Raw genomic sequence first — 12,040 nt, 5'->3', positions numbered from 1 at the left:
TATCTTAAACCCAAGCTCTTTTTTTTATGTCAAATAGTTTTTTGTCAAACCTTATTTTTCAATTCTTGTCAAATTTTTGACCCAGCGTTCTTTTTTTAGCTGGATTTCGGCAAAGACGGCCTTCATTATGCTGGTGATTTTTGCGATTGCATACATCACGGGTGAAGACCAATCCGTAAGATAATACAATAAAAGCATACAGGGCATAAATAAAAATAAATTTACCGTAGTATCAACCCAGACTCCCATGACGGCATCGCCTCCGGATCGGGCTATAGCATATTGGGTGTTTTGAAGAGTCCACACAGGCATATAAAGAGCGATAAAGATTATAAGAAGCCTTGTAACCTCATGGGATGCAGGGCTTAAACTTCGGAACACAATCGGAACCAGCATAATCGAGAAAAGCTCCAAAACAGCTGTTCCAAGCCCGATTGCAAGAGCCCCGCTTTTAATCCAGCGGGCCTGCTCTCTTGCCTCTTCCAAATTATTCCGTCCGAGGGTACCGCCTATTATAACGCCCACCGAAGTGCCTATCGCGGGAAAAATCAAAAAGAAGAGGTTTGCGATCGTCCAGCCCGCAGACATACCGGCTACAACCTCGGGGCCTCCTCGGCTGTTATAAACGGCAGTTGCTACTATCTCGCTCATAACCCAAGACATATCGGCAAAAAAGATGAGGGCCGACTTTTTAAAAATCTCATGGAAAAGATGTAGCTTTATTTTAAGCATCTCCTTTATCTTTACATAGAAAAGAGGCTTAATTTTTTTGGCATAAAGCACAAAGATTATAAGTTCGGCCGAACGGGCAATGACCGTCGCGTAGGCAGCCCCTGCAACCTCAAGCCTCGGTGCTCCAAGATTTCCGTATATGAGCATATAGTTTCCGATGGTGTTTATAAGGGTCGAAACAAGGGATATATACATGGGCACCTTTACGTTCCCCGTCTCGCGGAAAGAAGATGCTATTCCTATCGAAAAGGCTGTAGGAATAAAGGATAATAGGATGACATCGCTGTAAATTACGGCCTGTTCGACTATTTCTTTTTTTGCAGCATTGCCGCTGACCAAAAGACCTAGCACAAGGTCGGGAACTGTAAGACAGACGGCAAGAAGAGCAAGGGCGAAGATAAGGCCCGATATCTGCTTAAAGCGGTAGGCTTGCTGCATTCCTTCTTCATCCTTTGTGCCGTTGTACTGCGACATAAACATTCCGCCTGCACTGCAAAGAATATTGAGGCCGGTTATATATACGAAGATAATTTGATTGGCAACATTTACCCCGCTCATCTTTAGGTCGCCAAGGTCTGCCACCATAAAATTATCTATAAGAGAAACCAGAGATTGAATAAAAAGCTGTACCATTACAGGTACAGCTAATTTTACGGCCTTTTTATAAAAAGAAAAGGGGCCGAAATACTTATGTCTTAAATTTATAAACACTATTTGATTATCGTTCCGGATTTACCGTCGATTGCATCCTTTGCTTTTTCCAAGAGGGTAATAAGGGCATAGCCTTTTTTGTTCGATTCGGCAAATTGAATGGCGGCCTGAACCTTAGGCAGCATGGAGCCGGGGGCAAAGTGTCCTTCTTCAATGTATTTCTTTGCTTCTTCAACAGAAATTTCTGAAAGCCATTTTTGATCGGGCTTGTTAAAGTTGATTGCAACCTTTTCTACAGCCGTCAAAATTATAAGGCAATCGGCATTTAAAAGCTGAGCAAGTTTTGCACTTGCAAAGTCCTTATCGATAACGGCAGGAACACCGCAAAGAGCGTTTCCTTTTTTTACTACAGGAATACCTCCGCCTCCGCAGGTAATAACTATCTGACCGGCATCGCAAAGAGCCCTGACGCTTTCGATTTCTGCAATATCGACCGGCTTGGGAGAAGCCACAACACGCCTGTAACCTCGGCCTGCATCTTCTACAACATTTTCACCCTTAGCTATTAAAACATCGGCTTCTTCTTTGGTCATAAAACTGCCTATGGGCTTTGTAGGCTTTGAAAAGGCAGGGTCGGAAGGATCTACGATAACCTGAGTTATTAATGTAGCAACGGGCTTATTGATACCGCGGTTTAAAAGCTCTTCACTTAAAGCGGCTTCCAAATCGTTCCCGATATAACCCTGGCTCATGGCAACGGAAACCGCAAGTTCCGGTTCCGAAGTTTTAGGATCGATTTTGTGGTATTCGGACATAGCCAAATGAATCATTCCGACCTGAGGCCCGTTTCCGTGAGAAACGATGACCTGATGTCCTTCTTCAGCCAAGTCGGCAATGGCCTTTGCCGTAATCTTAACGGCCTTTCTTTGTTCTTCCAAATTATTTCCCAATGCATTGCCGCCCAAGGCAATAACAATCTTTTTCGGCATAGAATTCTCTCCTTAAAATAGAATTATTTCATTCAATCCGGAGATTATATAGGATTTTTTTGATTGTTTCAAGCACAAAGAAACTTAGTTGTCAATACACCATAGAAATGTCTGTCAATACACCATAGAAATGTCCCCTATTTTAGCACAATAAAAATGTCCCCTTTTGTTATGCCGATGAGGATAATTATACCTTTTTTGAATATTCTTTAGTTTCAAGACAAAAAAAAATTACGGCTTGAAAAAAGCGGGAAAAAGGAGTATCATTAATTAATATCAAATGGGAGGTATTTAATGAAGAAAAATTATAAATTACTTATTTTGATGTCCATCCTTGTGCCGATTTTTTTTGCATCATGTGCATCGAAACAAAAAGCGCAAGAGATCCTGCCTGAGCCGAAAGTTGAAGAAGTAAAGACTCCGGCCGTAGAAACGGAAAAGCCTAAGCAGGAAACCGTCAAACCCGAAGTACCCAAGGCTGACCCTCTGCTTGCAGAGCTTAAGCTTTTTCAAGGTCAAAACGGAAAGGTTAATAAGGCGAGAAAAAAAGCTGTAGAGCTGGGTGCCGATAAGGCTTATACAGAGCTTTTCCAAGTACCGGAAGCCTTAAAACAAAAAGCCGACTCTGATGCCCAAGCCGGCAACTATAAAGCTGCAATAGCAAAGTATAACGAAGCTATTATACGATATGACACTCTTTCAAATTTGATGAATGCCTCAAGTTTAAGAGCTGAAATTGAAAGCAATAACTTTGGAAGATATTCGCCGGCAGACTATGTTGATGCCGAAAGATTTTCGATCAACACGATAGATCATTACCGCTTAGACCACAAAATGGCAAAAGAAGCTTCGGAAGATGCCGTAAAGCTTTATAAAAAGGTAGCCGCTAAGGGATACCTTGAATTTACCAAAACTGCTAAAGATACAGCAAAAGAGTACAAAGATGACTGTGACTCTATCAAGGCAGCAAGAAGCAGAAAAGAAGAGTACAACAAGGCAGTTAGAACCTATAATAAAGGCAAATCGGCTGCAGACAGGGCTGATTATAAGGAAGCCTATATCTCGTACAATGAAGCTGCAAAGCTCTTTGCAAAACTGTACGAGGAAGTTTCTTTAAAACGAGCTGAGGCCGAAAAAGCTATGGCCGAAGCTGCAATGAGACAACAGGAAAGCTCGGATCTTGCCTTAGAAGCGGACAAGGAGGCTCCTTTGACCGAGGCCGGAGAAGGCTTTACTGAAGGAGAACTTGATTTACAAAACCTGTCCACACCTCAGACCGGAGCACCTGTTGAAAATATAAATACACAGGGAGATGAGCCGGCAAACACGGAAAATAACCAAACAACAGCAGGAGGAGGTCAATAATGAAAAAGCTTATCACAATTTTAATATTTTTAACGGTTTTAACACCTCTTTTTGCCGTATCATATGATGATAACGAATACCAGAGAAAAAGCCGGGCGTATACGGAACTTGCAGCAAAGGCCTATGATGAAGGGGATTACGAAGCATCTATAGAATACTCTAAACTTGCAGAAAGCTATGCACAGCAATCCTCCGAGTTCATTCAAAGAATGTTGGCTAAAACCGAAGCCGAGCAAGAGATGAACAAGGCACGAACCAGATTCACTTGGGCTAAGGCAAATGGAGCTGAAGAAAAATATCCCGATGCCTATAAGACTGCAGAAGAAGCCTTAAATGCAGGAAGCATAGCCTTCGATAACGAAAACTACGATGTAGCAGTCGTATGTGCCCAAAGGGTAATGGATGCTCTTTCTGTTGTCAAGGGAAAGGATGACACGGGCCTTGCAGAATTACCTTCTCAATATAGAATTAGGACATGGCGGGGAGAGCGAGATTGCTTGTGGAACATCGCAGCCAAAAAGGAAATCTATGGTAATCCCTTTATGTGGCGCAAGCTGTATGAGGCCAACAAGGACAAGCTGCCTGATGCAAAAAATCCCAACTGGGTAGAGCCCGGCATAGTTTTGACAATCCCCTCGATTAAGGGAGAAAAAAGATCCGGCCTCTACGATCCTTCAAAAACCTATAAACATTTTAAATAAAGAAATTAAAAAAGCCTCCAAAATCTTTTAGAGTTTGGAGGTTTTTTTATTAAGAGCCTTATTAAGCACCCATCAAGGTTTTAACATCGGTAATCTCATATCCCATTTCGGTTAAAACATCAATCAAAAGCTGCAAATTATAATAAAGATAATCGTTCCTGCTTGAAAAGCTTCTGCCTATGCGTATGGGAATTATAGAGCCCGGCTGAACCGCATCGGCTATATCTTCAATCAACTCGGCAGAAGACTTATAAAGAGAAGGAACTGCGAATTTTTCATCAGGGCTGAGCCAATCGGCCACCCGCACATCAGGCGAAATAAAAATATAGCCGGCATTTTTTCCTGCATTTACGATGAGGGAGGAAGAAATATAATGAGGGGTGTGCCAGATAAGGGAAAGCTCGGATCCTGTGAGAGAATAAAAACTATCCTCATTTCGAGCGAGGCCCTGCTTTATAAAATTATCATCGATTCTATAAGAGGCATCGTTTAAATTCCATGTGGTAAAGAAAAGGGAGCCGCATTGATGTCCGCTTTTTACAATTTCTTTTACGGCATTAGGATTTTGCCTCATCGCTTCTCCGTTTATAAAAAAAGTTGAACTTATATTATTCTTTTTTAGGGTGTAAAGAATGCTCGCAATTCCGTCCATGTCATCCATGGCATCAAAGACCAGGGCAACCCGTTTTTTTCCGCTCCGGCTTCCATGCGAAAAAACGGAAGAAGAATTACCGCTCTCGGAAGAAACCTTTTTTTGAGCTTTCTCCCTTAAAAAGCCCCCGTCTTCCAAAAGAGGACGCGTTATAAAGTCTTTAAGACGGCGGATATAGATCATATTTGAAAAATAGCCGGAATTTGAATCAATGTAAATCCTGTCGGAAAGATTTGCATTTTTCTTTTGCATAACTTTTTTTTCGGAAAGCCTCCATTTTAATTTGGAAGCATATTGCAAGATTTCTAAATTAGCGGAATCAAGACTGCCGCTTTTTAGGCTTATTAAAATTTCCTTGCCTGAATCCGACCAGCTATAGTTCTGCATAGCCGAAACGGAAATCTTTTTTTTGCCTGCACCGGAAGAATTATCGTTAAGGTTATACTCGTAGATATAATTTTCACCGCCTAAAAAAACGGTAAAATTATTTTTCCAAACGGCTGAGAAAATTTTTTCATCCAAAAAAATATCGAGCTTTTTCCATGAGGGCTCTCCATTTTCACCTTTACCAAAGGTATCATAAAAAACCAGACCCTCATCTTCATTAAAAGCGGCAATTTCAAAATTAGGGGAAGCAGCAAGAAAGGAGCTTTTTTCCGTAATTGGGATTTTTTGAAAACTTGAAGAAGAAGGAAGAATTTGCCATGCCCTTAAAATTTTTGCTCCGTCTGTAAGACCTTCGGCAAAAACGATGGGAAAATTATCCTTCCAATAAACTGAAACTTCAGCCGTATTTCCCGGGAGCAATAAATAAGGAATGGAATCCGAGGAGTAAACATTTACATAATCGTCTCCATCCAGTTTAATATAATAAACATTTCGTTTACCCTTAACAAAAACGGCGGTATTACCATCAGGTGCTATAAAAATGGAATCAAAGGCTGGAGAAAAATCCGAAGGGATTTTTGCGGCAAGCTTTCCGGCCGAAAATAAGGGGGAGTAAAAGGCCTTCGTAAAAAGCTCTGTGGAGTAGACCTTATAAAGAGCATTTCCCGATAAAAAAACAAATTCCGAAGATGAAATCCATTTTAAATTCTTTATTTTGCCTTGAGATAGTTTTCTAAAATTCTTATCGGTAAAAGAAGATTCCGAAAACCACTCAGGCCTGACAAAGTAAATAACACCTTCATCTTCGTATAAAATAATTTTTGAATCAGGAGACCAAGATACGGGAAGATCATTTCTGACATTTTTTTCGCTCAATATATATCTTCGGTCGGTATGGGTGTCAACCAGCACGAGCCGGCCGAAAACAAGGGAGAACGGCTCTATCAATGTAAGCCATCTTCCGTCAGGGCTTGATTTTATATTGTTAAGGGCTCCTATCTTTGATGAATTGGATGCCGAAAGAGGTTCAAAATCGGAGTGAGAATCAACAGCTCCGGAATCGAGGTCAAGCCTTATAATGCCGAAGCGGTTTGAAACCTGTAAAAATTTATTGTTTCCTAAAAGCTGCAATTTTTCGGGGAAAAATGTAAGCTGTTCTATTTTGTTTTTTTCATGTGAATACTTAAAAAGGGTTTTATATGAATAGTCCTCATAAGCATCTGCTTTTATATCGAATAAAATATCGCCTTCCGCATTGATATCTGCGGATTCAAAATAAAGTTCGGAATGGAGGTTTAATAAAGTAAAAAAAATAAGGCAAAGCGTTAAGGCAAATTTTAATTTTTCTTTCATAAAAAGCTCCGTCAATTTTCCGTTAATATATTTGAATGGGTGTTAATAATATCGGTCAATTCGTCTTCAAGTTTTTCCAAAGATTCTTCCATCTCGGTTATTTTTTTTATTGCGATTTTTTTTTGCATTTCGCCCATTTTACCGAAAACCTCGTCTATGTCCTCGCAGCCTTCGACGGCCCTTGTTTTATTCATCTTAAGCACTCCCTTCTAAGAAATCAGAGCAGTTATATTCTTCCTGAATTCACCCGATGTGATTTCCCCGCTGATAAAACTTTTTATCTCCTGTTTGACTCTCATCGGAAAACGGCTCCAGTATTTTTCGGTCCAGTTTCCCATCGCCGTTTTTAGTTCATCGTTTTCTTTTGCACTCATTTCGCCTATGCTGTAAGAAACAAATTGCAAAATCATTCCATATAATACATCGGCAGGAAGGCCGTCAATCTTTCCGTTTTTTGCAAGGCTTTTTACCGAACCGTCATAGGAGCCTTGTTCGGGAATCCAAGAGTCGATAAGAGCCTTCATCTGATCTTCGGAAAGTTCGGGGGCTTCTTTTAAAAGCATGTCGGCCGCAAAATCACGGAAGGTATGGCGCACCCCCTCAAGACTTGCCTGAATCGACTTGTTGATGGATTCCGACATCTGTTTTGCCATATTTTCGGGATTTATAGCCGATAAGGGGCTTGCCGCCGAGGCCTCATGCTTTTTTCGTTCCAAAGCAGCCGAAATAACCTCTATTTCTCTCTCTCCTGCCCTGTTTAAAATATAATCGACGACAGCCAAAAGCTCCCGTTCCTTGTTTTGCACATCATTAGCCATATCTTTAATTATACACCTTTTTTAAGGCTTTGAAAAGGGAGGAAATGGCGAGGGAGGAAGATGGGATTACAAGCAACGAAGTTTCGAGGTCAATAAAATTTTATCCGAACAAGCATCTTTGTTCCATTAACCAATTATAGTTTCTCCACCTCTTCCTTGCTAAGACCTGTAGCTTGTGAAATAAGCTCTACGGAAAGCCCTATATCAAGCAAGTTTTTTGCAGTTTCAAGCTTATTTTGGTATGCACCATCAGCAAAGCCGCGTTCAATACCTTGATGATACCCTTCACTTATACATGAAGCTTTATCATGTTCATATTTCATTCTGGATTCATACAGCCATTTATCTCTAGGACTCATTTCCATTACTTCTATCGTTGCATTTGCTTTTCGCATCATCGGTGATTCTTGTGCCAGCATATTACGTACCTCCGGATCGTCAGTTTCGATAAATTTCAGCCAATTTAATAAGCGTTTTGTTTTATTATTCTTGCATTGACCTTCTTTTAACAGCTTTGCCTGTTCAAGATTTAGTATATGAATCTCAAGTTTTGAAACTAAAGGCTCTTTTGTATCTTGTTCAAGGACAACATACTTATTGTGGAGACGCTTATTGTTATTAAAACCTTCCCCTATCAAGTTTATTGTAATACACTTTGGAAGTTTTGTATAGTCTTGACCTTGTTTGATACCCTCGTTGTACATTTTAGACCAATAATACAAGGTCCTTTCAGGAAAATCACGATGCCACCTATTTTGGATTTCGATATCGACAAATGTTCCGTCTTTTAGCCGTAGTTTGATATCCAAGATGCCCAATTTTTCATTTATAAGATCCTTATGAAGCTCCTTGTCCATAAGTTCCAAACCTGCGATGTTTTCAGACGGAATATCCAGAATGCATTCCAGAAAATCCTGTAGAATATCCTTGTTTTCTTCTACTCCGAAGACACGCTTAAAGGCATAGTCATTTCGGAGAGTAATTTTAAAAAGTTTTTCCATATTTTACCTCTTGAAATAATTTTTTAAAATAAGAAAAAAAATTCCCCTTTCATAATTATTCTAGAGATTGATTGTAAGAAATAGCAAAATTTTTTAAAAAAAATTATAATTTACGGCATGCCGACTTCATCGAGCAGGGCTTGATAGAGGGTGAGGGAATCCTTGGTCGCTTCTTGGAGGGCCTTTGCCAATCGGCAGGCGATCCGGTAAATAACCTTGGAGCCTTGGGCCGGCATTTCTTCGCAGAGGCTTAAAAAGTCTTGAGACCTTAACTCCAAGACAGTGCAGTCACTTAAAGCCTTTACGGAAGAACCGTGAAAGTCTTCTCCGAGTAAGGCGGCTTTTCCGAAGCAGACATTTTCTTCAGCCTTTAGATTGCTTAATGCAAAGGGGGAGCCTTCAAGGGTTGTGCGGAGCATTTGCACTTCTCCATTTACCAAAATATAAAGGCTTCTTCCTGCCTCGTTTTTATCGAGTATAATTTCACCCTCACGGAAATTCTTTACACTGAAAAAAGAAAAAAGCTTTTCTAAAAATATCTTATTTTTATCACCTGCAAGATCGGCAAATATTTCCAGCCTCGATATAAGGGCTAAGATTTCATCTTTTTTATCTATGATTTCTTTATCTGTCATCGGCTCCTCCTTCTTCATTTAAAATTTGGGAGTCATCGAGAGCAGTGCCGTCAAGGGTAAAGTCGGTACGCTTTCTTCCCGAAACGAAGATACCGCGGGAATTGGGTTTTATTATATACTCATCGGGCGGAGTTAAAATAGGCTCGTTGCTTTTAAGCCGCTTTATCTTTTTTAGATTGTTTACGATTTGCTGAATATTGGGATTTTTTTGAGCCTCGTGCAGGGCTTCTTTCCGGCGGCTGTAAAAGTTCCCCGTATTTTCCAAAAGACCTATTAGAACACGTCCGCCTGAAAGACTGCGGCGGTATTCGCGGTAGGTCTTGCCTATAAACTCAAAAGGAATATCGTTTATGATAAGCCCCTCCCCCGATTTTTCCGTGATTAGTTCTCTCAACACGTGGCTAAGTCCCGTGCCGCTTGATGCCGAAACCAAGATGCTCCTTTCGTAATCGGTACTTAAAATAATTTCATCGCAGTGAGCAAGGGAAAGGTGCTGACGGAATTTTGAATCGATAAGCTCGGCTGCCGTATAAATACGGGAATTAAGACTTCCTATCGTAAGAACCGCAAGCACCGTGCGCGAATCGATTTCCATGGGGGAAGAATTCTGCGAATAGTCTGAAAGAATAAGGGCGCGCTCTGCATATTTTACATTTGCGCGGAGCAAGGTAGCCTCGTCGGTATAATCTCCGAAAAGGTAGATAAGCCCCTTAAAGCGTTTATCGGTTTTGATTATATCCATGTTTTCGGGGCTTGCATTGTTTATAAGCACAATATGGTCTATGGGAATGTCGGGGTTTGCCGAAATAATCCCTAAAAGAATCCTGTCAAAGTTAGGCTTCCAGCCGCAAATTAAAAAATGATTTTTTATCTTTTCCAATCTAATAAGCCCCCTATCTTTTTTTACTTGTCTGTCAAAAAAAACTGATGCAATTTTTCCGCTCACCCCCGCAAAGGCAACAACCCCGAAAAGAAGAAGAATGATACCTGCCAAGCGGCCCAAGAGGGTGGACGGCGTAATGTCTCCGTAACCGACAGTTGTGATAGTTACAAGAGAATACCAAAAGGCATCGAAAAAATTGTTAATCCTTGAATTGCTGTTTGCTTCCGAAACAAAGATAATCACAACCAGCACAAGAAATATAAAAGCAAACCCTGCCAGTATTCTAAATATATCGCTTGCAGGAATATGCTTAATCCACAGCATAAACCTGACAAGCAAGGGTGTTTTTTTTGGCTGAGAAAATTCTATATCTGCTTTTCCCGATTTTTTCTTTGCCTTCATTGGATGAGTTACTCCGCGATATAACCTATCAATAGAAGAAGAGTGTTTTCAAGGCCTTGCTTGTGGATTCTTTCATAGCCGTGAGAGGCTGCAACACCCGTACCGATTAGGGCATGGCGGTAGTCATAGCCTGCACTTAGAGCAGCGGAAGCGTCCGAGCCGTAAAAAGGATAAATATCTACGGCAAAGTTAAGCTCCATCTCCTTAGCTATTTTGATAAGCTCGCTTGTAAACTCGTAGTTATAGGGCCCGGAAGAATCCTTCGCACATATTGAAACTGCATATTCATCGGTATCAAGGTCGCTTCCTACAACTCCCATATCGACTGCAAGCATGTCGCTTATGCCTTCGGGGTGTCCTGCAGAAGCGCCGTGTCCTATCTCTTCATAGTTGGTAAACATAATATAGGTCTTGCGTTTTAGTTTTAATTCTCCCTTTGCAACCTGCTCCGCAAGATAGATAAACATTCCGCAGCTTGCCTTGTCGTCCAAGTGGCGGCTTTTTAAAAATCCGTTCCCGGCCTTTCGGGCAAGGGATTCGATGGCTACAACATCGCCGGCCATTATGCCGAGCTTTTCGACATCTTCACGGGATTTTACGATTTCATCGAGAACGAGCTCCATGTTTGCGTCATCTCTTTTTAGTTCATTTATTTCGCGGGAAGCGTGAACGGCGGGCTCGGTAAGGCGCATGGTTCCCTCGTATTTTTTCCCTTCTCTTGTGATAACGGTTACATTGGACTGCTCCACATAATTGTACGGAAAGCCTCCGTCAAGAGAGGTACGTAATCGGCCTGAAGATTTAATGTGGCGCACAAAAAGCCCCAGCGTATCGATGTGGGCTGAAAGTAAAAGAGCCTTATCTCCTTTTTTGCCTGTATTAGGTTCCGCATTTTTATCCAGCTCACAGACAACAGCGCCCTTGTTTGTAAGCCAAGGCTTAAAGCCGAGACCTGAAAGTCTTTTCATAACATAGTCGGCGGCTTCGCAGGTGTAGCCCGTGGGACTGGGTATATTGCAGATAGTTATGATCTCATCCATAACCTTTTCGGCTGAATTTGAAATTGAAGTTTTAAGTTCGTTAATCTTATTTTCTTCCATGATAAAGCTCCTCTATATCTTATCTTAAGACTTATAGAATATTATAGATGGGGCGATATGTCAAGAAGAGGAGAGATGATTCAAATCTCATTGAAAGACGACGAGAAGACTCTTTTGTAAAAAAAAAGATTTTATATGAAAATTAAATAATTCTAAAAAAACCTAAAAAAAGCTTTGTTGATGCCGATACTCTTAAATATCAAAAGTAAGTGTATTTAAGGTTGTACAATAAAGCCTCCTACCAAATCATACTGCAAAATTTTAAAGCTTAAATAATGTACATAATACAAAAAGTTGTAGGTCAAGCATGTATAATAAATTTCAAACTAACCAAAGAGCTATCGGGTCCGAGAATTCTTATAAGGATAAAA

11 protein-coding genes are annotated in these 12,040 nt (G+C 40.7%); 2 read left to right on the top strand and 9 right to left on the bottom strand.

Annotation, left to right across the window (positions count from 1 at the left end; genetic code table 11):
* Positions 1-51: 51 nt before the first annotated feature.
* On the bottom strand, positions 52-1,443 hold the full coding sequence (locus E4O04_RS04445) for an MATE family efflux transporter (RefSeq protein WP_253685165.1): 1,392 nt from the start codon (positions 1,441-1,443) through the stop codon (positions 52-54).
* Positions 1,443-2,372 (bottom strand): carbamate kinase, encoded by a 930-nt coding sequence (gene arcC, locus E4O04_RS04440; protein ID WP_253685166.1) that lies wholly within the window; start codon positions 2,370-2,372, stop codon positions 1,443-1,445. The genes E4O04_RS04445 and arcC overlap by 1 nt, the downstream gene beginning before the upstream one ends.
* Before the next feature lie 294 nt (positions 2,373-2,666).
* Between arcC and E4O04_RS04435 the strand changes: the two genes are divergently transcribed.
* Together E4O04_RS04435 and E4O04_RS04430 are read left to right on the top strand one after the other, a co-directional pair.
* Positions 2,667-3,737: a hypothetical protein gene (locus E4O04_RS04435; protein ID WP_253685167.1), complete on the top strand. Its 1,071-nt coding sequence runs from the start codon at positions 2,667-2,669 to the stop codon at positions 3,735-3,737.
* Positions 3,737-4,438, top strand: coding sequence for a DUF4398 domain-containing protein (locus E4O04_RS04430; RefSeq protein WP_253685168.1), 702 nt, complete (start codon positions 3,737-3,739; stop codon positions 4,436-4,438). The genes E4O04_RS04435 and E4O04_RS04430 overlap by 1 nt, the downstream gene beginning before the upstream one ends.
* Before the next feature lie 61 nt (positions 4,439-4,499).
* Here the strand turns inward: E4O04_RS04430 and E4O04_RS04425 are convergent, their stop codons facing one another.
* From E4O04_RS04425 to E4O04_RS04395, 7 genes are all read right to left on the bottom strand, one after another.
* On the bottom strand, positions 4,500-6,830 hold the full coding sequence (locus E4O04_RS04425) for a polysaccharide deacetylase family protein (protein WP_253710172.1): 2,331 nt from the start codon (positions 6,828-6,830) through the stop codon (positions 4,500-4,502).
* A gap of 11 nt (positions 6,831-6,841) precedes the next feature.
* The gene (locus E4O04_RS04420) at positions 6,842-7,024 is read right to left on the bottom strand and encodes a hypothetical protein (RefSeq protein ID WP_253685170.1); all 183 of its coding nucleotides are present in this window, start codon (positions 7,022-7,024) and stop codon (positions 6,842-6,844) included.
* Positions 7,025-7,039: 15 nt separating this feature from the next.
* On the bottom strand, positions 7,040-7,648 hold the full coding sequence (locus E4O04_RS04415) for a hypothetical protein (protein ID WP_253685171.1): 609 nt from the start codon (positions 7,646-7,648) through the stop codon (positions 7,040-7,042).
* Positions 7,649-7,782: 134 nt separating this feature from the next.
* A complete protein-coding gene (locus tag E4O04_RS04410; RefSeq protein ID WP_253710169.1) occupies positions 7,783-8,649 on the bottom strand; it encodes an Rpn family recombination-promoting nuclease/putative transposase in 867 nt (288 codons plus the stop codon).
* Positions 8,650-8,759: 110 nt separating this feature from the next.
* Complete coding sequence (locus tag E4O04_RS04405) at positions 8,760-9,284, bottom strand: cyclic nucleotide-binding domain-containing protein (RefSeq protein ID WP_253710167.1); 525 nt, start codon at positions 9,282-9,284, stop codon at positions 8,760-8,762.
* Positions 9,274-10,569 carry a potassium channel family protein gene (locus tag E4O04_RS04400; RefSeq protein ID WP_253677114.1) on the bottom strand — a complete coding sequence of 432 codons (1,296 nt, stop codon included), beginning with the start codon at positions 10,567-10,569 and terminating at the stop codon, positions 9,274-9,276. The genes E4O04_RS04405 and E4O04_RS04400 overlap by 11 nt, the downstream gene beginning before the upstream one ends.
* A gap of 8 nt (positions 10,570-10,577) precedes the next feature.
* Complete coding sequence (locus E4O04_RS04395) at positions 10,578-11,669, bottom strand: M42 family metallopeptidase (RefSeq protein WP_253710164.1); 1,092 nt, start codon at positions 11,667-11,669, stop codon at positions 10,578-10,580.
* Between the last annotated feature and the right edge of the window lie 371 nt (positions 11,670-12,040).

This window comes from Treponema sp. OMZ 799 (genome assembly GCF_024181365.1).
In the GTDB taxonomy this organism is placed as follows: domain Bacteria; phylum Spirochaetota; class Spirochaetia; order Treponematales; family Treponemataceae; genus Treponema_B.
The sequence above is the reverse complement of the archived record's forward strand: the minus strand, read 5'-3'. Positions and strand labels throughout refer to the sequence as shown.